18 protein-coding genes are annotated in these 24646 nt (G+C 46.7%); all 18 read left to right on the forward strand.

What is annotated here, in order from left to right; all coding sequences use genetic code 11:
- Positions 1 to 116: 116 nt before the first annotated feature.
- The 18 genes from BI182_RS08335 (at position 117) to tuf (ending at position 24318) form a co-directional block, all read left to right on the forward strand.
- A complete protein-coding gene (locus BI182_RS08335) occupies positions 117 to 2141 on the forward strand; it encodes a sigma 54-interacting transcriptional regulator (protein WP_228879519.1) in 2025 nt (674 codons plus the stop codon).
- Between the two features lie 155 nt (positions 2142 to 2296).
- Positions 2297 to 2692, forward strand: a complete 396-nt coding sequence (gene dhaM, locus BI182_RS08340; protein WP_070372655.1) for a dihydroxyacetone kinase phosphoryl donor subunit DhaM — start codon at positions 2297 to 2299, stop codon at positions 2690 to 2692.
- A 156-nt stretch (positions 2693 to 2848) separates the two neighbouring features.
- Entirely contained in the window at positions 2849 to 3856 is a 1008-nt protein-coding gene (locus BI182_RS08345; RefSeq protein WP_070372656.1) for a dihydroxyacetone kinase subunit DhaK, read from the forward strand.
- 137 nt (positions 3857 to 3993) lie between these two features.
- The gene (dhaL, locus tag BI182_RS08350; protein WP_148638498.1) at positions 3994 to 4635 is read left to right on the forward strand and encodes a dihydroxyacetone kinase subunit DhaL; all 642 of its coding nucleotides are present in this window, start codon (positions 3994 to 3996) and stop codon (positions 4633 to 4635) included.
- 319 nt (positions 4636 to 4954) lie between these two features.
- The gene (locus tag BI182_RS08355) at positions 4955 to 5533 is read left to right on the forward strand and encodes a glycerol-3-phosphate responsive antiterminator (protein ID WP_286806817.1); all 579 of its coding nucleotides are present in this window, start codon (positions 4955 to 4957) and stop codon (positions 5531 to 5533) included.
- Between the two features lie 45 nt (positions 5534 to 5578).
- Entirely contained in the window at positions 5579 to 6226 is a 648-nt protein-coding gene (locus tag BI182_RS08360) for an SGNH/GDSL hydrolase family protein (RefSeq protein ID WP_286806818.1), read from the forward strand.
- A gap of 70 nt (positions 6227 to 6296) precedes the next feature.
- Complete coding sequence (locus BI182_RS08365) at positions 6297 to 7835, forward strand: amidohydrolase (protein WP_286806820.1); 1539 nt, start codon at positions 6297 to 6299, stop codon at positions 7833 to 7835.
- A 16-nt stretch (positions 7836 to 7851) separates the two neighbouring features.
- Positions 7852 to 9339, forward strand: a complete 1488-nt coding sequence (gene glpK, locus BI182_RS08370; protein ID WP_286806821.1) for a glycerol kinase GlpK — start codon at positions 7852 to 7854, stop codon at positions 9337 to 9339.
- A 114-nt stretch (positions 9340 to 9453) separates the two neighbouring features.
- Positions 9454 to 10260, forward strand: coding sequence for an amino acid ABC transporter substrate-binding protein (locus BI182_RS08375; RefSeq protein WP_148638502.1), 807 nt, complete (start codon positions 9454 to 9456; stop codon positions 10258 to 10260).
- 96 nt (positions 10261 to 10356) lie between these two features.
- On the forward strand, positions 10357 to 11019 hold the full coding sequence (locus BI182_RS08380; RefSeq protein WP_070372663.1) for an amino acid ABC transporter permease: 663 nt from the start codon (positions 10357 to 10359) through the stop codon (positions 11017 to 11019).
- A gap of 9 nt (positions 11020 to 11028) precedes the next feature.
- Entirely contained in the window at positions 11029 to 11823 is a 795-nt protein-coding gene (locus BI182_RS08385; protein ID WP_070372664.1) for an amino acid ABC transporter ATP-binding protein, read from the forward strand.
- Between the two features lie 378 nt (positions 11824 to 12201).
- Positions 12202 to 15864: a DNA-directed RNA polymerase subunit beta gene (gene rpoB / locus BI182_RS08390; RefSeq protein WP_286806827.1), complete on the forward strand. Its 3663-nt coding sequence runs from the start codon at positions 12202 to 12204 to the stop codon at positions 15862 to 15864.
- Between the two features lie 30 nt (positions 15865 to 15894).
- A complete protein-coding gene (gene rpoC, locus BI182_RS08395) occupies positions 15895 to 19569 on the forward strand; it encodes a DNA-directed RNA polymerase subunit beta' (protein WP_286806822.1) in 3675 nt (1224 codons plus the stop codon).
- Positions 19570 to 19649: 80 nt separating this feature from the next.
- A complete protein-coding gene (locus BI182_RS08400) occupies positions 19650 to 19889 on the forward strand; it encodes a L7Ae/L30e/S12e/Gadd45 family ribosomal protein (RefSeq protein ID WP_070372666.1) in 240 nt (79 codons plus the stop codon).
- Between the two features lie 102 nt (positions 19890 to 19991).
- Positions 19992 to 20366, forward strand: a complete 375-nt coding sequence (gene rpsL / locus BI182_RS08405; RefSeq protein ID WP_070372667.1) for a 30S ribosomal protein S12 — start codon at positions 19992 to 19994, stop codon at positions 20364 to 20366.
- A 140-nt stretch (positions 20367 to 20506) separates the two neighbouring features.
- Positions 20507 to 20977 carry a 30S ribosomal protein S7 gene (rpsG, locus tag BI182_RS08410; protein ID WP_070372668.1) on the forward strand — a complete coding sequence of 157 codons (471 nt, stop codon included), beginning with the start codon at positions 20507 to 20509 and terminating at the stop codon, positions 20975 to 20977.
- A 36-nt stretch (positions 20978 to 21013) separates the two neighbouring features.
- Complete coding sequence (gene fusA, locus BI182_RS08415; protein ID WP_070372669.1) at positions 21014 to 23089, forward strand: elongation factor G; 2076 nt, start codon at positions 21014 to 21016, stop codon at positions 23087 to 23089.
- A gap of 35 nt (positions 23090 to 23124) precedes the next feature.
- On the forward strand, positions 23125 to 24318 hold the full coding sequence (gene tuf, locus BI182_RS08420) for an elongation factor Tu (protein ID WP_070372670.1): 1194 nt from the start codon (positions 23125 to 23127) through the stop codon (positions 24316 to 24318).
- Positions 24319 to 24646 lie beyond the last annotated feature (328 nt).

Raw genomic sequence — 24646 nt, forward strand, 5'->3', positions numbered from 1 at the left:
TTGCACAGAGTTTTGGGTTTGTAAAGTATAGAATCATTTGCGCGAAATAGAAATTAAGTAAAAGTGAATGGAAAATATGACAGAATGTCGGCCCATGAAAAGACAGGGAGGTTTTGATGGAAAAGACCCAGCGGATTATCATAAAAAATAAAAATGGCTTGCATACCCGGGTGGCGGCGATGGTTGCCCGGCAGTCCCAGAAGTTTGAAAAGATCTGGGACTGCCAGCTCTATTTGCGGCGGATTAATTCTCAGGAGGGGGTGCCCTGCAACAGTGTGTTGCCACTGGTTTCCCTGAAAGTTAAAAATGGCGAGATGGTGGAAGTGTATAGCAGTGACAGTGGCAGTGAGGAGGCGGTGTTCCGGCTGGCGTCGTTTCTGGGCCAGACGCCCGAGCTGGAAATACCGGAAACCGAAGCCATTGACAGCATCCTCCAGGAAAATACCCTGGCCAGTGAAAAGATTTTTGAAAGCATCAATAACGGTCTGATCGCCATGGACAGCAATGGCATCATCAATATTTTCAACCGGGCAGCCGAGGAAATCACCGGCATCAAGGCCAAGGATATTATCGGAAAAAAGGGTGATGAATGGGTGCCCAACTTTAATCTCAACGACCTGCTCCATTCCAAGTGTGAAAATCTCGGCTTGAAACACAAGATCGGCAACAAGTGGGTCATTACCAACAAGAGTCCCATCATTGTTGATGAAGAGGTGGTTGGCGGGGTGGTGGTGTTTCAGGATATTTCCCAGCTTGAGGAGCTGTCCTGGGAACTCCACAGTGTCAAAGAATTAAAAGAAAAATTCAATAACATTCTTGAAACCGTCGACGATGGCATCTGCATGATTAACCGCTGTCGGGAAATTACTTATGTGAACCACCCCTTTGTCAAAATGTTCAAGAAGGAAGGGACCCGGGTTCTAACCAGAAAGATTCAGGAACTCTTTCCCAAAGAAAAATTCGGCGATCCGTTTTTTGCCGGAAAAGAGGAGATCATTCTTTCCACCACCGACGGCCGGGAGTTTATCATGCATGCCCGTCCGATTATGATTGATGCCAAATTCAGAGGCAATGTGGTGGTCGCCCGGGAGTTGACCGAAATTGCCAAGCTGGCCGACCGGATTGAACTGCTGTCTCAGAAAACCCAGTATCTTCAGGAAGAACTGGCCAAAAAAGAGGGCCTCAATCAATCCTTTGATAACATCATCGGCAAGAGTGGCGCCCTGATTGAGAGTCTGACAGTGGCCTCAAAGGCCGCCCGGACCGATGCGGCGGTGCTGATCCGGGGCGAAAGCGGCACTGGTAAAGAACTGGTGGCCCGGGCCATTCACCGGGCTGGCGCCCGGAGTGACAAGCCCTTTGTGGGGATGAATTGCGCCGCCATCCCCTCCAATTTACTGGAAAGCGAATTGTTCGGCTATGAAAAGGGGGCCTTTACCGGCGCTTATAAAGAAAAACGGGGCAAGTTTGAAATTGCCAGCGGCGGTACGATCTTTCTTGATGAAATCGGTGATATGGACAAGGCCATGCAGGCCAAGCTGCTGCGGGTGCTCCAGGAGCAGGAAATCGAACGCATTGGTGGGGTTAAGCCGATCAGAATCGATGTCCGGGTGATTGCCGCCACCAACAGCCCCCTGGAAGCGATGATGCAGGAAGGCAGCTTCAGACGGGATCTCTATTATCGCCTCAATGTCATTACCGTAATGCTGCCGCCGCTAAGGCAACGGAAGGGCGACATTCCCCTGCTGGTGGAATATTTTACCGAGAAAATCAGCAAAAAATATGATCTGCCCAAATGCGCCATCAGAAAAGATGCCCTGACCGCCCTGGAAAACTATCACTTCCCGGGAAATGTCCGGGAACTGGAAAATCTGATTGAAGGGGGTATGACCCTGTCAAATAACGAGTGGATCACCATTGCGGATTTGCCCGCCTATCTGTGTGATCAGGGAAGTGACCTAAACTGTCGGGAGAAGACGTTTTCATCGGATGGGGATGATCTCCCCACCTTTGCGGAAATGGAACGGTGGTTGATCGAACAGGCCCTGAAAAAACATGGCAGTTTCCGCAAAGCCGGTCAGGCACTGGGTTTGGATCATAAAACAATTTCTAAAAAAGCGGATAAATATCAACTCAAATAGAATTGGCACGTTATTTGCTATTACTAGCTTTCAGAATACCTGATAACACGATTCACCGTGGCATTAAAACAGAGAGCTGATAGATAATTCTGGTTACAAAGAGAAATTTGCCACGTGACAATGGAATGGGTAAATAAGCGAAAGGAGGAAGAAAAATGACAGGCGTAATTATTGTGTCCCATAGCGAAAAGCTGGCCGAAGGGCTGCGTGATATTGTGATGGAAATGAATGACGGCAGCGTCGATGTCATCGCAGCTGGTGGCGCTGACGGTGGTCGGATTGGCACCAATACATTAAAAATCAAAGCGGCGATTGAATCACTTACCAAATGTGATCATATTCTTATTTTTGTCGATTTGGGCAGTGCCGTTTTGTGTAGCGAAACGGCCATCGAAATGCTGGATGATGCGATCCAGGAAAAGGTTCATATTGTTGATGCCCCGTTGGTTGAAGGGGTTATTGGTGGTGTGGTTCAGGCAACCATCTGCAATGATCTGGAACAGATCATTGCAACCGCGAAAGAAGGGGCGACCCTCAGAAAAGTGTGTTAAAAAAAACAAAAAATGGGTAAATAATACCCGGGCGGGCAGAAAATCCCCGGAGTCCGGCAATGAAATAGTGTCAAATGGCTAGGTAACGAGTATTTATTTTGGCATGGTTCTTGCTTTTAAGAAAACGTATACAAATTATTTTTTCAGGAGGATGAAATGAAACGATTAATCAATGATCCCTATGATGTAGTAGAAGAAATGCTGGCCGGTTATGTAACGGCCCACAAAGATCATGTGGTTTTGGATCAGGCATCAGAAGCCCAGGGGCGGGTGGTCGTCAGCAAAAGTGCCAAGCAAAAAGACAAGGTCGGCGTGATTATCGGCGGTGGCTCCGGACATGAACCCTTGTTTTTAGGTTATGTGGGCAAAGGCTTTGCTGATGCGGCGGTTATTGGTAACATTAATACCTCTCCATCGCCTGATCCTTGCTATGCATCGGTTAGAGCGGTGGATACCGGAAAGGGTTGCATCTATCTTTACGGGAACTATGCCGGTGATGTCATGAACTTTGATATGGGTGCTGAAAAAGCCGACGAAGAAGACGGCATCCGAGTCGAAACCGTATTGATTACTGATGATGTTATTTCTTCAGAGAACATTGAAGATCGTCGGGGGATTGCCGGAGATTTCTTTGTCTTTAAAGTAGCTGGAGCCAAGGCGGAAATGGGCGGTGATTTAGATGAAGTGGTCGCTGTTGCTAAAAAGTGCAACGATGTTACCCGCACGATGGGTGTGGCGATGTCCTCAGCCACCCTGCCATCTAAAGGCGGCCCGATTTTTGAAATGGAAGACGGTGACATGGAAATCGGCATGGGTATCCATGGTGAACCTGGGGTTCGTCGGGGCAAAATTGAACCAGCGGACAAGGTCATTGACCAAATTATGGCACCAATTCTGGCGGATCTCCCTTATACAGCTGGCGATGAAGTATACGTCCTGGTCAATAGCCTCGGCGCCACGCCGCTGATGGATCTTCATATCTGCTTCCGTCGGGTTGCCGAGATCCTGGCAGAAAAGGGTATTACCATCTACAAATCCCTGATCGGTTCCTATGCTTCCTCGATGGATATGGCTGGCATGTCGGTCACCCTTGTCAAGCTGGACGACGAGATCAAAGAATTATTGGATTATCCCTGCGATACTCCTTATTTTAAACAGTTTTAAGCCCGAATCCCAGAAAAATAAACGATCAAAATCTATTCTTAAATAACAATTTCTTAATAACATAACCCTAAATCTTAATAACAAACCAAATGGGCGGTCAGAAGACTGCCCATTAATCCATTGTCAGGAGAAAGAATATGAGCGATTATATCTTAAATAAAGACTATTTTATTGCAGTCATTGAAGACCTTATTGAAATGGCAGAAGAAAAAAAGGAATACTTCATTCAATTGGATTCCGCCATCGGCGACGGCGATCACGGCATGAATTTAAGCATTGGTTTTCGTGAAGTCAGTAAAAATCTGGAAGAATGGAAATCAGAAGATATTAACACTATCTTTAAAAATGCCGGGACAGCCTTGCTGGACAAGGTTGGCGGAGCCGCTGGTCCATTGTATGGGGGCTTTTTTATGAAGTTTGGTCTACCGGTCAAGGGCAAAGATGAGGTGACCTTCGATGAATTCATTGAGATGATGGAGTCTGGTGTGGCCATCATCGAAAAGCGTGGCAAAGCAGTGGTTGGCGATGCAACCATGGTTGATACCCTGCGTCCGGCGGTTGATGCCATGAAAAAAGCCTATCACGATGACGGGTGCTCCCCCAAAGAAGCGATGAAAATAGCCATGGAAGTTGGGGCTCAGGGATCCGACTCAACAGTGCCACTGGTTGCCAAAAAAGGTCGGGCCATGCGTTTAGGTGAACGGGCCATCGGTCATCGGGATCCGGGATCAGCCTCCAGTGCGGCGATGTTGGAAGTTTTCTATAAACACATGCCATAATCCTTACAGCTGCTTCGTGTAAATATAGCAAATCGACCTTGACAATATCGCGGAATAAGCATAAAATAAAAGATAGTAAACCATTACAAAAGAATACCAACAGGGCAAGAGTTTAAGAGATGTCCGTATGATACTGTGGTGCGTCACGCCGGAATGTCCGGCTGTGCCCCAGTATGATGCGGACTTTTTTCACGTTTGAAATAAGTACCGGAAAAAACCGGGACAATCGCCGGAGGGCGGCAAAAGCCCAAGGAGCAAAAAAGCGATCAGGCAACGGGGCGTGGAACATCGGGAAGTGAGTACTGAGAAAGGAATGCCTGTGGAAACAAAAAATACAAACAAGCCATTTAAAAGCAAACCGGTGATCCCCTCGGTTCATCAGCGCAAAGAACTGCTTTATGCCATGGCAGAAACCGGGGCGGATTGGATCATGCTTAAATTGGGCGATGTCAACACCCTGCCACAACTGGTGGGGCATATTCATCGTTTTGGGAAAAAGGTGATGGTCCACCAGGACTCAATTAAAGGAATCGCCCGGGATAAAATGGGTATTCAGTATATGGCAAACTGCGGCGTTGACTGCGTCATTACAATGAAGGCACCCTGTGTGAAATATATCAAAGAGGCCGGTATGTTTGCCGCTTTCGGATTTTTTGTCATTGATTCCGATGCCTGCCGTAGTGGTTTAGCGAATATCAAAGAACAACAGCCGGATGTGGTTATTCTGATGCCGGGAACCATCCCCCGGCAGCTTGTCCGGGAGATAAAAAGTGAAGCCACAACACCCATCATCCTGGGCGGTTTAATGACAACCGCCGAACAAATCGCCGGAGCCATGGCCATTGGCGTGGCAGCCGTCGCTACCAGCAATCTGGATTTATGGAATCTGGAAACCTGAGGCTTTCTATTGGTATCAAAAATTTATATAAATGGAGGAAAATTCATGAAGAACGTAATGATTTTTGGCGATTCAAACACCTGGGGATGGGACCCATCCAATGATCTGGTTGACGTGATTAAACGCTGGCCGGATGAGGTTCGCTGGGCTGGTGTCCTCCAGCAGGAACTGGGCAGTGATTACAAAGTGATTCCCGAAGGATTAAATGGCCGAACCACTGTCTGGGATGATCCGATTGAAGAATACCGCTGTGGCAAGCAGCATATTATTCCCCTGCTGGACAGTCATGCACCGCTGGATCTGGTGATTATTATGATCGGTACCAATGATTTAAAATGCCGTTATACCGTGACGGCTCAGGATATTGCCAATGGTGCCAGTCTGATTCTCGATAAAACTCTGGCCCAGGTTGGTGCTTTTGGTCCCGATGGTCCAAAGGTTCTCTTTATTGCGCCACCACCGCTGGGTCCCATTGAAGAGGGCATCTTTAGCGTGATGTTTGCTGGTAATCGGGAAAAATCAATGGAGATGGCCAAATTCTATCAGGGTGTGGCGGAAAGCCGGGGCGTACCTTTCTTTGATGCCGCCACGGTGGCCAAGGTCAGTGCGATCGACGGTCTTCATCTCGGCGCCGATGGTCATGCCGCCCTCGGCAAAGCAGTTGCCGCCGAAGTTAAAAAGATCCTGGGGTAAAGAAAAATGGCGGCAGCGATGCCGCCTTTCTGAATTAAACCATGGCGTTAAAGGGAAAAAGGAGGCTGCTATGGAAAACAAATTGGCCCTGATAAACGGTATTGGGGTGACCATGGATGCGAATCAACCGTCGTGCCAGGGCATTTATATAAAGGATGGCGTCATCGAGAAAATCGGAGCATCTCCGGCAATAAAAAATCTGGCAGCAGGCGAAGGGGCGCAGATTATCGATCTGGGTGGCAAAACGTTTATCCCGGGGCTTCACGATTGCCACGTGCACATGATGAGCACCGGCTTGTCGGCCATTGGGATTAATCTTTATCATTGCCGGGCGGTTAAAGAGGTGCTGGAAACATTGGTAAAGGAACAGACAGGTGATTCCAGCGAATGGATTTTTGGCTATGGTCTGGATGAATCCCGGCTGGTGGAAAAAAGACCGCCCACTGCTGCCGAGCTGGATAGCTGTTTTAAAGAGCGACCAGTATATCTGGTGGATCGGGGGCTGCACTATACCCAGGTCAATACCATCGCCATGGAATTGATGGCCATTGGCGAAGCCGAAGACGGACTCGGTCGGGATGCCGCCGGGAATTTATCAGGTCGGCTGCACAGTCAGGCCAACAGCCACGCCCGGAAGTATTTTTTTGACAAGATGAGCTGGGCCCAGCGGGAAACGGCCATCCGCCATACGGCCCAAATCGCTGTGGCCATGGGGGTCACCACCATTCATGCCATGGAAGGTGGGGATCTGTCTTCGGATCACGACATTCCGGTGTTTTTAAAGATCATCGAAGAACTGCCCATTCATGTGGTGCTCCACTGGTGCAGCACCCGAGTGGCGGATGTTGTCGCCCAAAATCTTAAAATCATTGGCACCGATATTCTTCTGGATGGTTCAATTGGTTCCCGGACGGCAGCTTTTAAAGAAGCCTATAGCGATGATCCCACCTCGGTGGGCGAGCTTTATTTTTCCGATGAATGGATCATAAACTACATCGAAGATGCCCATCGAGCTGGGTTGCAGACCGGGTTTCATGCCATCGGCCAGCGGGCCATCACGCAGGTGTTGAATTGTCTGGAACAAGCCCTGGCTAAGGTTCCGATGCCGGATCACCGTTTCCGGATTGAACACTTCGGCTTTCCCGATAGCTGCGACATAAAACGGGCGGCCGCCCTGGGCGCCGTGATTTCTACTCAGCCAGTCTTTACCTATTTACGGGGTGGTCCCGACAGTGTTTATGAAGAACGGGTGGGGCCAAAACGCAACCGCCGGGCTTATCCCCTGCGGGAACTGCTGGATGCCGGTTTGGTCGTCAATGGCGGCTCCGATTCCAATGTCACCCCCATCAATCCGCTGTTGGGCATCCATGCGGCGGTTAATCCGCCCTATTCCGGGAACGCCATCAGTCCCGTCGAGGCCCTGCGACTCTTTACGATTGATGGCGCTTATACGGCCAGAGAAGAAAAAATCCGGGGAAGTCTTAGTCCAGGCAAAGCTGGGGATATTACGGTGCTCAATCAGAATCCGCTTGCGGTAGCACCGGAAACGATTAAAGAGATTGAAGTGGCGATGACGATTTTTAAGGGTAAAATCGTGTATCAAAAATAAAGAATGGAGAAGGATAATGAAGTATATTTTAGGAATTGATGAAGGCACCACTGGCGTAAAGGTCATGATTTTCGACAAAGCGGTCAATATCATTTCGCAAGCTTACTCGGAATTCACCCAACACTTTCCCCAGTCTGGCTGGGTTGAACATGATGCCAATGAAATCTGGGCGGTTACCCTAAAAATGGTGGACGAAGCCCTGCAAAAGGGGAACATCAAACCTCAACAAATTGAAGCGATTGGGATTACCAATCAGCGGGAAACCACGGTGTTTTGGGATAAAAATACCGGTCAGCCGGTTTGTCGGGCGATTGTCTGGCAGGATCGCCGCACCCTGGAGATCTGCGAAGCCCTGGAAGCCAAAGACGGGGCTGGGATTATCGATCGCACCGGGATGATCATTGTCCCCAATGATGCGGCCACCAAAATCCGCTGGCTGCTGGATCACGACCCCAAAGTCCGAACCGGCGTCGAAAACGGGGAACTGCTGTATGGCACCATTGACACCTGGCTGGTATGGAAGCTGACCGGTGGCCAGGCCCATGTCACTGATTATTCCAATGCCTCCGTGACGCTGCTGCAAAACGCCCGAACCCTGGACTATGATGAGTGGATCTTAAATGAACTGGCGATTCCCCGGGAAATTCTACCGGAGCTGCGAACATCCAGTGAGGTTTATGGCCTGACTGATCCGGCGGTTTTCTTTGGTGTTGCCGTGCCGGTGGCGGGTATCCTGGGCGATCAGCAGGCGGCGGCCTTTGGTCAGGGCTGTCTGGAAAAGGCAATGGCCAAAAACACCTACGGCACCGGTTCCTTCATGGTGATGAATACCGGTGATAAATATGTTCCCCCATCAGACGGAGTTTTCTCTCCGGTTTTGTGGAGTGCCAAGGGCCGAACCGATTACGGTCTGGAAGGAATGGCTGATGTTTCTGGGGCGGTGCTCCAATGGCTGCGGGATGGCCTGGGTATTATTGATGATGCCAAAGAGGCTGAGGAATTAGCCCGGCAGGTTGAGGACAGTATGGGAGTTTATTTTGTACCGGCCTTTGTCGGATTAGGGGCACCCTATTATGATTCCTATGCCCGGGGCACCATTATCGGGATCTCCCGGGGAACCACCAAACAGCACATTGCCCGGGCGGCTCTGGAGTCGATGGCCTTCCAGGTCAAGGATGCCTTTAATGTGATGGAAAAGAAGTCCGGCTTTAAACTGACCAGACTAAGAGCTGACGGCGGTGGTGCCAAAAGTGATTTTTTGCTGCAGTTTCAGGCAAATATTTTGGGGGTTCCAGTAGAGCGGCCGGTAATCACCGAAACTACCACCCTGGGAGCCGTCTACGCCGCCGGATTGGCAGTGGGCTACTGGGACAGCTTTGAAGAAATCGGCCAATTCTGGAAAATTGAAAAACGTTTTGAACCGCAAATCAATGATTCCAAACGTCAGGAATTATGCGGATTCTGGGATAAAGCCGTGAACCGGTCAGCCGGTTGGCTAAAATAATCCAGGGATGATTTCTGGCATTATCCTAAAAATTTTGATGTAAAGGACTAGCAATGCACAGTGATAAAGTGTATAATAGCCTCAGATTATATTAGGAAAAGAGGACTAAAAGGAATGAAAAAAAGAAGTATACTTGGCCTGATGCTGGTAGTCGTTCTGGTTGCCGGATTATTTGCCGGTTGCAGCAGCACTGCTAAAAAAACTGAAGACAATGCAAACAATGACGACAAGACCTTTGTGGTCGGCTTGGATGACTCCTTCCCACCAATGGGCTTTAGAGATGACAAAAACGAAATTGTTGGTTTCGATGTCGATCTGGCCAAAGAAGTTGGTAAGCGAATGGGCATGGAAGTGGTTCTGCAACCGATCAACTGGGACACCAAGGAACTGGAACTGGATTCCGGTAATATCGATGTCATCTGGAATGGCTTAACCATCACCGACGAACGTAAGCAAGCTATGGATTTCACTGCACCCTACCTGGAAAATGATCAGGTGATTGTAGTCAAAAAAGATTCTCCGATTAAAACCAAAGCCGATTTAGCCGGTAAAAATGTTGGGGTTCAAAAAGGTTCTTCAGCTTATGATGCCTTTACAGCTGACCCGATCAGCAAAGAGGCAGCAGCCTTAAATGAATACCCGGAAAATGTATCGGCCCTGAGCGATCTGGGCATTGGCCGAATCGATGCTGTTGTGGTAGACTCCATTGTCGCCCGCTACTACATTACCTCTGAAAATGCCGAGTTTGTCATCTTAAGCGAAAGCTTATCACCCGAACTGTACGGTGTTGGAATTAAAAAAGGAAACACCCAGCTGCTGACTCAGGTTCAGGATGCTCTGGATGCGATGATTGCTGATGGCACCGCCGCCACCATTTCGACCAAATGGTTTGGTGAAGACATTATCTACAAAGCAAACTAACAGAAAACAATCAGTTTTTAGAAATCGGATCGTTTCGATCCGATTTTTTTATGACTGGTGATACCATAACTTTAATTCATTCCTCAGGAGAAAAAAATGTCAGATTTTTATATTTATTTATCAAATATCACCGTGCCGATGTTGCAGGGGATGGTGATTACGCTCAGTGTTTTTGCGGTCACCATTGTCTGTTCGCTACCGCTGGGTTTTATGTTTACCCTGATGGCCCGAAGTCGGATAGCGCCGGTTAAATCATTTGCCAAGGGTTATATTTATGTGGTCCGGGGGACACCGCTCTTGCTCCAGATCATGTTTGTTTATTTTGGCCTGCCGCTGCTGCCGGTGGTGGGAGACTACCTTGTATTTGAACGCTTTACTGCGGCCTGCATCGCCTTTTGTATGAACTATGCGGCTTATTTCGCAGAAATCTTCCGGGGCGGTCTGCTGGCCATTGATAAGGGACAGTACGAAGCGGCTAAAGTGCTGGGGCTGACCAAAATAGAAACGATGACCCGGGTGGTGATCCCCCAGATGATTCGGGTCTGCTTGCCGGCGATCAGTAATGAAACCATCACGCTGGTCAAAGACACCGCCCTGGTCACGGTTATTGGGGTAGCGGAGATTCTTCACTATGCCAAAACCTCAGTTAACCGGGATGGCGATACCTTTGCTTTTCTGGTGGCGGGAGCCCTGTATCTGCTGATCAATTTTGTGATCACGATGGTGTTTAAAAAGCTTGAAAACAAATACGAGTTCTAGAGGAAAACGATGGAAATTATAAAAGTCAATCAACTCAATAAAAGTTTTGGGAACAATCACGTCTTAAAAGACATCTCGTTTACCGTCAATAAGGGCGATGTGATGGCCATCATCGGGTCATCCGGATCGGGTAAATCGACATTGCTACGCTGCCTCATCGATCTCGAGAAGGCTGACAGCGGTGACATTATCATGGAAGGAAAGCCTTTGTTAAAAGATGGCGTCTACCCCAGTGCCCCGGAGATCCGCACCATTATCATGAAAATGGGGATGGTCTTTCAGCACTTTAATCTGTTTCCCCACCTCACCGTTCGCCAGAATCTGGAACTGGCGCCCAAGGTCGTCAAAAAAGAAGAAGTGGTTGCGATGAATACCCGTGCTGAAGCCTATCTTAATAAGGTCGGCCTATTGGATCGGATTGATGCCATGCCCTCGACCCTGTCCGGTGGAGAAAAACAACGGGTGGCCATTGCCCGGGCGTTGATGATGAACCCCGATATTCTGCTTTTTGATGAACCGACCTCGGCTCTGGATCCGGAACTGACTGGCGAAGTATTAAGCGTTATGCAAAGCCTGGCCAACGAGCACATGACGATGGTGGTGGTGACTCACGAAATGGGTTTTGCCCGGGAAGTCGCCAACAAGGTGGTCTTTATGGATTCGGGAACCATCCTTGAAGAGGGGACCCCGGAAGATATTTTTATCCATCCCAAAGAAAAACGCACCCAGGCATTTTTAAGCAGCATCCTGCGCGATCAGAAAAAGAAAGCCCCCAAAAAATACCGGCTCAAAAAATATTGTTGAGCCAATTGTAAAAAAGTCCGAAAAAAAGCCTTCCGTCAGTGAGCCGGAAGGCTTTTTGAATGCAAAAATAGATTTGACAAAAATAAAATTTTGTGATAGCATATAAAATTGCATTGGTATCTTTAAAAATAAGGTTAGAATGCATCCTTGTCGTCAATTTTAGCGGCATCAACGGAAGCATTTGCGACTCGGTCATGAATAACTGATCAAAGGGGAAACATGTCGGAGTCAGCGGATATGAAATTGATTACGGTCTAATCATAACACAAGGCGAGATGAAACACAACAGGCAAATTTGGGATACCTACAGGCTCGACGCGAGTCGTTTTGGGGTAATCCGTTGCTGAGTATTTTTGCGAGGGGTGATATTGGATGGTAATGTTGCATCCTGAAAAAGATGGTTTAAGAACACGCCAAAGCTTTTCTAAAATCAAAGAAGTTATTGAAATGCCGAACCTGATCGAGGTTCAGAAAGATTCATACAACTGGTTTATCGAAAAAGGACTCAAAGAGGTTTTTGACGATATTGATAAAATCGAAGACTACACGGGAAATCTGGTTTTAGAATTCGTGGATTATTCCATTGAGGGAAAACCGAAGTATTCAGTGGAGGAGTGTAAAGAAAGGGATCAAACCTACTTTATACCATTAAAAGTAACAGTTCGTTTAATTAATAAAGAAAAGAACGAAGTTAAAGAGCAAAAGGTTTATATGGCCGATTTGCATAAAATGACCGAAACCGGAACCTTCATTGTCAATGGAGCGGAACGGGTTATTGTCAGCCAGCTGGTGCGATCACCAGGCGCCTATTTTTCCTTGAGCCGTGATAAACTGGGGAAAAAACTGTTTTCAGCCCAGGTTATTCCCAATCGTGGGGCCTGGTTGGAATACGAAACAGATTCTAATGACATCATGTACGTTAAAATTGACCGAACCCGTAAATTACCGATCACAGCACTGATTCGGGCCCTGGGTTTGGGAACCAATCAGGAAATTCTTGATTTTTACGGTGATGATTACCGACTGATTGAAACGATCAAAAAAGATGAAAATAACAATATGAAATCAACCCGGGATGGTCTGATTGAAATCTACAAAAGACTGCGACCCGGTGAGCCACCAACGGTGGAAAGTGCCCAATCCCTGCTTAACTCGATGTTTTTTGATGATCGCCGCTATGACCTGGCCAAGGTCGGCCGTCATAAATACAATAAGAAATTAGCCCTGGCTACCCGAATTGCCGGTCAGCGGGCCGCCCAGGCTGTCGTTAATCCGGAAACCGGGGAAGTTTATGTGGAAGAAGGCGAAATTATTTCCAATGATATCGCCACCGATATCCAAAATTCCGGGATCAACGTGGTTGATGTCCGGGTGGATGATAAGGCAGTTCGGGTTATCGGTAACGGTTTTGTCGACATCAATGCCCAGGACCTACCCTTTGACATCAGTGATCTGGACATCAAAGAATTTGTCTGCTATGAAGTACTAAAAGAAATTTTAGAATCAGACATGACTGATGAAGAAAAGAAAAAATCGCTTAAAAAGCGGATGGATGAGCTGGTTCCCAAGCATGTGCTGATCTCCGATCTCCATGCCTCGATCTCTTATATTATTGGTTTGGATTATGACATCGGCGCTATTGATGATATTGACCATTTGGGCAACCGTCGTTTGCGTTCGGTCGGCGAATTGCTGCAAAATCAGTTTAGAATCGGTTTGTCCCGAATGGAACGGGTGGTACGGGAGAGAATGTCAGTTCAGGATGATGAGATTTTAACCCCTCAGGGTTTAATCAACACCCGTCCGGTTAATGCCGCCTTAAAAGAATTTTTCGGTAGCTCCCAGTTGTCCCAGTTTATGGATCAGACCAACCCATTGGCCGAACTGACCCATAAGCGTCGTTTATCAGCATTGGGTCCTGGCGGGTTAAGCCGTGAGCGGGCCGGTTTTGAGGTTCGAGACGTCCACCATAGTCATTACGGTCGGATGTGTCCAATTGAAACTCCTGAAGGTCCCAACATTGGACTAATCGGTTCCCTTAGTACCTACGCCCGGGTGAATGAGTACGGTTTTATCGAAGCCCCCTACCGGAAGGTTTATGATGGCGTGGTTTCCGATGAAATTCATTATCTGGCAGCCGATGAAGAAGGCCGTTACACCATTGCCCAGGCCAATGAACCATTGGATGAAAACAACCGTTTTATCCGCAAACAGGTTACTGGTCGTGCCGGCAGCAAGCGGGACTTCGTACTGATTCCTCCGGATCGGGTCGATTATATGGATATTTCGCCGAAACAGATTGTTTCGGTGGCGACATCCCTGATTCCCTTCCTTGAAAATGATGATGCCAACCGGGCCCTGATGGGGGCCAACATGCAACGTCAGGCGGTACCGCTGCTGATTCCCAAAGCTCCGGTTATCGGGACGGGAATGGAGCATAAGGCCGCCAAAGACTCCGGTGTTTGTGTTATTGCCAAACGAGCCGGTACCATTGAACGGGTGGAAGCTGCTGCTATTCATATCCGCACCGATAATGGCGAACTCGATAAATACACCTTGCTTAAATTTAAACGCTCAAACCAGGGTACCTGTATGAACCATAAACCGTTGGTCAATAGAGGTCAATATGTTCAGGCGGGCGAAATCATTGCCGATGGTCCGTCCACCGAAATGGGTGAACTGGCTCTGGGTCGCAACATTCTGATGGGCTTTATGACCTGGGAAGGTTACAACTACGAGGATGCCATTCTGATCAACGAAAAGTTGTTAAAGGAAGACGTCTTTACCTCGATTCATATTGAAGAATTTGAAGCCGAAGCCCGGGAAACCAAACTGGGACCGGAAGAAATCACCCGGGATATTCCCAACGTCAGCGAAGATGCGCTGAAGAACCTCGATGAACGGGGGATTATCTTTGTCGGTGCCGAGGTTAAATCGGACGATATTCTGGTTGGGAAGGTTACACCGAAGGGTGAAACGGACCTGTCTGCTGAAGAAAAATTGCTCCGCGCGATCTTTGGCGAAAAAGCCCGGGAAATCCGGGATACCTCATTAAAAGTTCCCCATGGCGAATCGGGGATTGTTCTGGATGTTAAGGTCTTCTCAAGAGAAAATAAAGATGAAGATTTAAAACCGGGGGTTAATACCCTGGTGCGGGTTCTGATTGCGGTTAAACGTAAAATCTCGGTTGGAGATAAAATGGCTGGACGGCATGGAAACAAAGGGGTTATTTCCCGTATCCTGCCGGAAGAAGATATGCCATTTATGCCGGATGGTACCGCCCTGGAAATTGTTCTTAATCCGCTGGGGGTACCTTCGCGAATGAACATCGGTCAGGTACTGGAAGTTCATCTGGGACTGGCGATGCGATCCATCGGCTGGCATATTGCCACCCCAGTTTTTGACCCGGCTAATGAACAGGACATTATGGATCTGCTCAATCAGGCGGGCTTACCGGAAGATGGTAAGATTCAGCTTTATGATGGCCGCAGCGGGGAACCGTTTGATAATAAGGTAACGGTTGGATACATGTATATCCTTAAGCTTCACCATTTGGTTGATGATAAAATGCATGCCCGTTCAACCGGACCCTACTCTTTAGTTACCCAGCAGCCGTTGGGCGGTAAAGCTCAATTCGGAGGCCAGCGTTTTGGAGAGATGGAAGTATGGGCGCTCGAAGCCTACGGCGCCGCCCATACCCTGCAGGAAATTTTAACGATTAAGTCCGATGACGTCGTTGGCCGGGTTAAAGCCTATGAAGCCATTGTCAAAGGTGAAAACATACCAAAACCAGGTATTCCCGAGTCATTTAAGGTACTGATGAAAGAATTCCAGAGTTTGGGTCTGGATGTGAACATCCTTAATGACCAGGAAGTTGTCAAGATTCTGGATGACGAAATGGATGAGCGGGATCCGCTCGAAGAACTGGCCATCGAAATCGGCAGTACTGAACTTTCCGAAATTGGTGATGACGTGAAATTGGAAGATAGCTTCCAGATTAAGAGCATTGATGATGACGAATTCGAAGATGACTTATATTAATAAATTCAAAACAGAAGGGAGCGAAGCCATTTGTTAAACGAGGAATTCACCTTCAAATCCTTACAGATCGGATTGGCCTCACCTGAGAAAATCAGAGAGTGGTCACGTGGAGAAGTAAAAAAACCGGAAACCATTAATTATAGAACCCTGAAACCGGAAAAAGAGGGGTTGTTTTGTGAGAAAATTTTTGGACCGCAGAAAGACTGGGAGTGTAATTGTGGCAAGTACAAGCGTATTCGCCATAAGGGCATTGTCTGTGAAAACTGTGGGGTTGAAGTAACTAAGGCAAAGGTCAGACGTGAACGGATGGGTCATATTGAATTGGCTTCTCCAGTATCACATATCTGGTATTTTAAAGGCATCCCCAGTCGAATGGGATTGATCCTGGAAATGTCGCCCCGAAATCTGGAAAAAATTATTTATTTTGCTGCATATGTGGTCACTGATCCCGGTGAAAGTAATTTTGATTTCAAACAAATTTTAACCGAAGCGGAATATAAAGAAGCAAAAAGTCAATTCGGCAATAAGTTTACCGCCAGCATTGGTGCCGAAGCGATTCAGGAACTTTTGAAACTGGTTGACCTTGATCAGGAATCAGCAGTACTCAAAGAAGAACTCAAAGGCAGTTCCGGTCAGAAAAAAATCCGGGTTGCCCGACGACTGGAAGCTGTTGAAGCGTTTCGCAGTTCCAATAACCGTCCGGAGTGGATGATTCTTGAAACCATTCCAGTTATCCCACCGGAATTGCGGCCAATGGTACAGCTCGATGGGGGCCGTTTTGCGACCTCCGATCTCAACGATCTGTACCGTCGGGTCATTAACCGTAACAACCGTCTGCTAAAACTGCTGGAACTGGATGCGCCGGATATCATTGTTCAAAATGAAAAACGGATGCTTCAGGAAGCAGTCGATGCCCTGATTGACAATGGGCGTCGTGGCCGGGCTGTCACCGGACCGGGTAACCGTCCGTTTAAATCCCTCAGTGACATGCTTAAAGGGAAACAGGGTCGATTCCGTCAGAACCTTTTGGGAAAACGGGTTGACTACTCGGGCCGTTCGGTTATCGTTGTTGGACCGGATCTGAAAATGTTCCAATGCGGTTTACCTAAAGAAATGGCCATAGAACTGTTTAAACCGTTTGTAATGCGGGAACTGGTGGGCCGTAACCTGTCACAAAATATTAAAAGTGCAAAAAAAATGGTTGAAAAACTCGATCCGATTGTTTGGGATGTACTGGAAGATGTTATTCAGGAACATCCAGTACTGCTTAATCGGGCCCCGACCCTCCATCGTCTGGGGATTCAGGCTTTTGAACCGATTCTGGTTGAAGGGAAAGCGATTAAGCTTCATCCCCTGGTTTGTACTGCCTATAATGCCGACTTTGACGGCGATCAGATGGCGGTTCATGTGCCCTTATCGGTTGAAGCCCAGGCCGAAGCCCGCTTCCTGATGCTGGCATCCAATAATATTCTTAAGCCCCAGGATGGAACCCCGGTTGTGGCACCAACCCAGGATATGATTCTGGGAACCTACTACATGACCATCTACAAAAAAGATGGCAAGGGTACTGGTAGTATCTTTAGAGATCTGGACGAAATGGAAATGGCTTACTTCAACAAGGATGTCGATCTGCACGCCATGGTTAAGGTACGGATTGCTAAAGAGATCGATGGCGAAACGGTGACCCGTCTGGTTGAAGCGACGGTAGGACGATTTATTTTTAACACCATTATTCCTCAGGAATTAGGTTTTGTAAAACGGGAAACCATCGAAGATCAGTTTAAACTGGAAATCGACCGCCAAGTGAATAAGAAAGTTCTCTCAGAAATCGTTGAGCGATGCTACAAAACCTTCGGACCGACCAAAACATCGGAAGTGCTGGATGAAATCAAGCGCTTAGGTTTTAAATTCTCAACTCGTGGTGCGATTACCGTTGGGGTCAGTGATATGGAAGTTCCGAAAAATAAAGAGGAAATCCTTTCAAAGGCCGATGATAAGATCACCGAAAATATGATGCTTTACCGTCAAGGGTTTATCAGTGATGAAGAACGTTACAACAACGTCGTTGAAATCTGGAACAGAGCCACCGATGAGGTTACTGATGCACTACTTGATCACCTCGAGGATCTGAACCCGATCAATATGATGGCCGACTCCGGGGCCCGAGGTAGCAAGAACCAGATTCGGCAGCTGGCCGGGATGCGTGGTCTGATGGCCAACCCGAGTGGTCGTATCATCGAATTGCCGATTCGTTCTAACTTCCGTGAAGGGCTGAATGTGCTCGAGTTCTTCTCTTCCACCCATGGAGCCCGAAAAGGTCTGGCCGATACTGCGCTTAGAACCGCCGATTCCGGGTATCTGACAAGACGTCTGGTTGATGTCAGCCAGGATGTCATTGTCCGGGAAGATGACTGTGGGACGACCCGCGGTTATGAAGTATCAACCATCAATGATCACGGTGAAATCATCGAAACCCTCCAGGAACGACTGGTCGGGCGCTATGCCTTTGAAGATGTGAAGCATCCGGAAACCGGTGAAATACTGGCTCCGGCTGGTGAAATCATCTCGACAGAAATGGCTCAGAACATCGAAAAAGCCGGCATCGAAAAAGTATTAATTCGGGCGGCCTTTAATTGTCAGTCCAAATATGGGGTTTGTAAAAAATGCTATGGGGTTGATTTAACCACCTGGCGACCAGTAGAAATCGGTGAAGCGGTAGGGATTATTGCTGCTCAGTCGATTGGGGAGCCGGGAACCCAGCTGACCATGCGTACCTTCCATACTGGTGGGGTTGCTTCCGCCGACGATATCACCCAGGGTCTCCCCCGTATCGAAGAGCTTTTTGAAGCTCGAAAACCAAAAGGCCAGGCGATCATTTCAGAAATCGACGGACGGGTGGAAATTCAGGATAACCAGAAAAAAACTGAGGCGGTTGTTACCGGTGCAGACGGTGAAATGAAGGTTTACCTGATTCCGTACGGCTCGCGACTGCGGGTTCACACTGGCGATCAATTAGCTGCCGGGGATGAAATCACCGAAGGTTCAATTAATCCAAGTGATATCTTAAGAATCCAGGGGATTGACCATGTACAACAATACCTGCTTCAGGAAGTTCAGAAAGTTTACCGTATGCAGGGTGTACACATTGGTGACAAGCATCTGGAAGTCATTATCCGTCAGATGCTCAGAAAAGTTAAGGTTGAAAATCCTGGCGATACCAATTTACTGGCCGGCAGCTTAGTGGATATTTTCAGTTTTGAAGAAGAAAACAAAGCCGCCCGGGAAGAAGGCGGCGAGGAAGCCACAGCCAGTCGGGAACTGTTGGGGATCACTAAAGCCTCATTGGCAACCGATTCATTCTTGTCAGCCGCATCCTTCCAGGAAACCACTCGGGTATTAACCGATGCCGCCATTAAAGGCAAAGTTGACCCACTGATCGGTCTGAAAGAAAATGTTATCATTGGTCAATTGGTACCCGCTGGTACCGGAGTTAAGATGTATGGTGACGTTGATCTGGTTTATGAACGGGAAGAAGACGACGTGTACGAAGATATGCTTGAAGAAGACAGCAGCGCTGAATCTCTGGATATTGTTTTTGATGATGATATCTTAAATGCCTATGTTGAGGAAGAACAGGAAGAAACCGAAGATGCCATTATTACTGATCTTGATATCTTCGATCTGGATTTCTTAACTAAAGAATAATTCTTGACATTTAAGGCTCAAACAGGTATAGTTATTAGGTGTGTTTATCGAAACACGCAGACAGCAAGAAGGAGGAACCGATGAATCAATTTGTTGATGTTTCAAAAGTGATTGGAATGAAACAAACTCTCAAAGCTGTAAAAGAAGGAAAAGCACTTAAAGTCATTTTGGCAGAAGATACTGATGAAAGTATCAAAAAAAGCATCGTTGAATGTTGTGACAGCCATCAGATCACAGTGGAACGAGTTGAAACCAAGGTGGGACTCGGAAAAGCTGGCGGAATTGATCGAGCTGCCGCTGTCATTGCGATTATTAAATAACACTAACCGGGGTTGTCGTCAAGATAACCCTGGTTTAAAACAAGTCATTAATAATCGTTTCGATTATTGATATATTATTATTAAAAGGAGGTGCAGGACTAAATGCCTACCATTAATCAGCTTGTAAAAAAAGGAAGAAAAAGTCTGGATGAAAAAACCAAAACTCCAGCTTTGAAAGCAAACCCTCAAAAAAGAGGCGTATGTACAGCAGTTAGAACATCCACACCAAAGAAACCAAACTCGGCGCTTCGAAAAATCGCCAGAGTTCGTCTCGTTAACGGAATGGAAGTAACCGCTTATATCCCAGGTATTGGACACAATCTGCAGGAACATAGTATTGTTCTGGTAAAAGGCGGACGTGTTAAGGATTTACCAGGGGTTCGTTACAAAATTATCCGTGGTGCGCTTGATACCGCTGGTGTTGACGCTCGTAGACAAGCTCGATCCAAATACGGGGCTAAGAAGCCTAAAAAGTAGTAGTGCATAGTGCTGCATATTCAAGCGCTCGTTATTTAAATTGATCGAGACCAAATATATGTTAGAGACGCTATACGCACAACAACGAAACGTTGGATGTCGAGTACCGATGAACATAAAATGTTAAGGAGGGAAGTAAAGTGCCTAGAAAAGGACCTGTTCCAAAAAGAGAAGTTTTACCTGATCCAATCTATGGAAGTATTGTTGTAACCAAATTAATCAACAACATCATGTTAGATGGGAAAAAAGGTGTTGCCCAGAAAATCGTTTACGATGCATTTGAAAAAGTTACTGAAAAAACTGGTAAAGATGCACTGGAAGCATTCCAGGAAGCCCTTGCCAATATCACACCTGTTTTAGAAGTAAAAGCTCGCCGTGTTGGTGGTGCAACCTATCAAGTACCAATGGAAATCCGTGCTGAGCGTAAGCAGGCTTTGGGTCTTCGTTGGTTAGTTAATTACTCCAGAAAAAGATCTGAAAAAACCATGAAGGATCGTTTAGCTGGCGAAATTATGGATGCACTCAATAATAGTGGTGCAGCTGTTAAGAAAAAAGATGATACCCACGCTATGGCTGAAGCGAATAAAGCTTTTGCACATTATCGTTGGTAATTTGTTTAGATTTAGAAATAAGAGAGGAAAGCATCTGTGTCAAGAGAGTATAGTTTAGCAAAAACAAGAAATATAGGTATTATGGCACATATTGATGCAGGAAAAACCACTACCACAGAAAGAATTCTGTTCTATTCCGGAAAAATCCATAAAATTGGAGAAACCCATGATGGGGTTTCCCAAATGGACTGGATGGAACAGGAACAAGAAAGAGGTATTACCATTACCTCGGCAGCAACCACGTGTTTTTGGAAAGACAACCGGATCAATATCATTGATACACCAGGACACGTTGATTTTACCGTAGAAGTTGAACGATCATTGCGCGTTCTCGACGGATCGGTCGCTGTTTTTTGTGCAAAGGGTGGCGTTGAACCGCAATCAGAGACAGTATGGCGTCAAGCCGATAAATATCATGTTCCCCGAATGGCTTACATCAACAAGATGGACATTACCGGAGCTGATTTTTATAACGTACTGAAAATGATGGAAGACCGTTTAAACGCAAATCCTGTTCCAATTCAATTACCTATTGGCAAAGAAAGTGATTTTGTAGGGATCATTGACCTTCTGAATATGAAGGCGATGATTTATCAAGATGACTTAGGTGAAAAAATCGATATCGTCGATATTCCTGAAGATATGACAGAACTGGCTGAAGAATATCGTGAAAAACTGATTGAATCTATCGCTGATCACGATGAAGCTATCATGGAAAAATTCCTGGAAGGCGAAGACATCGGTATTGATGAGTTAAAAACAGCCATTCGAAAAGCAACATTGAATGTTGATATTATTCCGGTTGTTTGTGGCTCTTCCTATAAAAACAAAGGTGTTCAGCTGGTACTGGATGCAGTTGTGGATTATATGCCATCTCCATTGGATGTACCGGCGATTACCGGGATCAATCCAGATACTGAAGAAGAAGACAGCCGTAAAGCAAGTGATGACGAGCCATTCTCAGCACTGGCATTTAAGATCATGACTGACCCCTTTGTTGGAAAACTGGCATTCTTCCGGGTCTATTCCGGAACGATTGACTCCGGTTCCTATGTTTTCAACTCGTCAAAACGAAAAAGAGAACGTCTGGGCCGAATTCTGCAAATGCACGCCAATCATCGTGAAGAGATTACCACGGTTTATACCGGGGATATCGCTGCGGCAGTTGGTTTGAAAGACACCTCAACTGGGGATACCCTGTGTTCTGACAAAGCACCCATTATTCTGGAGTCCATGGAATTCCCGGAACCGGTAATCCATGTTGCGATTGAACCAAAAACAAAAGCTGGCCAGGAAAAAATGAGTACCGCTTTAGCCAAATTGGCAGAAGAAGATCCAACTTTCAGAACTCATACTGACGAAGAAACCGGTCAAACCATCATCTCTGGAATGGGTGAGCTTCACCTTGACATCATCATTGACCGAATGCTGCGAGAGTTTAAAGTTGAAGCTAATGTTGGGGCACCACAGGTTGCTTACAAAGAATCCATTACCAAAGCTGTTGACGCTGAAGGTAAATTTGCGCGTCAATCCGGTGGACGTGGTCAATACGGTCATTGTCTCATCCGCATGGAGCCTGTTGAACCAGGTACTGGATACATCTTCGAAAACAAAACCGTTGGGGGATCAATTCCTAAAGAATTCATCAACCCAATTAATCAGGGGATTGAAGAAGCCATGCGTAATGGTGTGTTAGCTGGATATCCGGTACTTGATCTTAAGGTTACCGTTTATGATGGTTCTTACCATGACGTGGATTCATCCGAAATGGCCTTTAAAGTGGCTGGATCGATGGCATTCAAAAACGGGATGCGAAAAGCCGATCCGGTTATCTTAGAACCAGTTTTCAAACTGGAAGTTGTTATTCCGGAAGAATACATGGGTGACGTTATGGGGGATATTAACTCCCGACGTGGTCGTGTTGAAGGAATGGAAATGCGTGGCGGTGCCCAGATTATTAAGGGGATGGTGCCATTGGCTGAAATGTTCGGCTATGCAACCACCCTTCGAAGCAAGACCCAGGGACGTGGCGTTTACACCATGCAGTTCTCACACTATGAAGCTGTGCCGAAGTCAATTTCTGAGCAGATCATAGAAGGTCGTAAACAATAATAAATCAATAAAATAAATTTTAAGGAGAAGAACAAATGGCAAAGTCAAAATTTGAAAGAAATAAGCCCCACGTAAATGTTGGAACAATTGGTCACGTTGACCACGGTAAAACCACATTAACAGCGGCCATCACATCTGTATTAAACAAGCGATTTGGAACCGGTGAAGCCGTAGCATTCGAAAACATCGATAAAGCCCCAGAAGAAAGAGAGCGTGGAATCACCATTTCTACAGCTCACGTTGAATATGAAACAGCTAACCGTCATTACGCACACGTTGACTGCCCGGGCCATGCCGATTATGTTAAAAACATGATCACTGGTGCTGCCCAAATGGATGGTGCCATCCTGGTTGTTAGTGCTGCCGATGGTCCAATGCCACAGACGCGTGAACATATCCTGTTAAGCCGTCAGGTAGGTGTACCATACATCGTTGTTTTCTTAAACAAAGTGGATATGGTCGATGACGAAGAATTACTGGAATTAGTTGAAATGGAAGTTCGTGAACTGCTTGACGAATACGAATTCCCAGGCGATGATACCCCAATCATTCCCGGATCTGCTTTAAAAGCGTTAGAAGATCCAGACGGAGAATGGGGCGACAAAATTGTTGAACTGATGACAGCTGTTGACAACTGGATCCCCGATCCAGAACGTGATACCGACAAACCATTCCTGATGCCAGTAGAAGATGTTTTCTCAATCACTGGTCGAGGAACTGTTGCAACCGGACGTATCGAACGTGGGGTTGTTAAAGTTGGTGAAGAAGTTGAAATCGTCGGTATTCACGACAGCCGTAAAACAGTAGTAACCGGAATCGAAATGTTCCGTAAATTACTGGACGAAGGTCGTTCAGGCGACAACGTAGGGGCGTTACTGCGTGGTGTTGACCGTACTCAGATCGAACGTGGTCAGGTACTGGCTAAACCAGGTTCAATCAAACCACATACCCACTACATGTCAGAAGTCTATGTCTTAACCAAAGAAGAAGGTGGACGTCATACGCCATTCTTCGACGGCTACCGTCCACAGTTCTACTTCAGAACAACTGACGTAACGGGTGTCATCAAATTACCAGAAGGCGTTGAAATGGTAATGCCTGGCGATAACGTTCAAATGGAAATCACCCTGATCACTCCAATTGCGATCGAAGAAGGTTTACGTTTTGCGATTCGTGAAGGTGGCCGTACTGTTGGTTCTGGTGTTGTTGCCAAAATGTTGGAAGACTAATAGCTTAAAACAGAGCAAATGCAGATTTTGAGACGAATGTCCTTGTATGGATAGGATTCTTGAAAAAGCTGTAATAAAAACCTTAAACATATAATAATACCAAAAATATTTTAGCGGTGCTGTTTGATCAGTTCGATAGCGTCAGGTAAATACGAATATTTTTGGTCAATCTTGCCGCCTCTCTTGAGAGGCGGCTTTTTATTTTAGACTTTAGTCTGTTGAGCACGCAAAACGTGCGAAATAATAAACCACCTGCTATGCGGGTGGTGGGCAAAAGGGTTATACCCAAAAATCACCTTTCCATGTAAGATAGAGATGTTCAGGCTCT

Source organism: Acetobacterium sp. MES1 (genome assembly GCF_002237635.1).
Lineage (GTDB): Bacteria > Bacillota > Clostridia > Eubacteriales > Eubacteriaceae > Acetobacterium > Acetobacterium wieringae.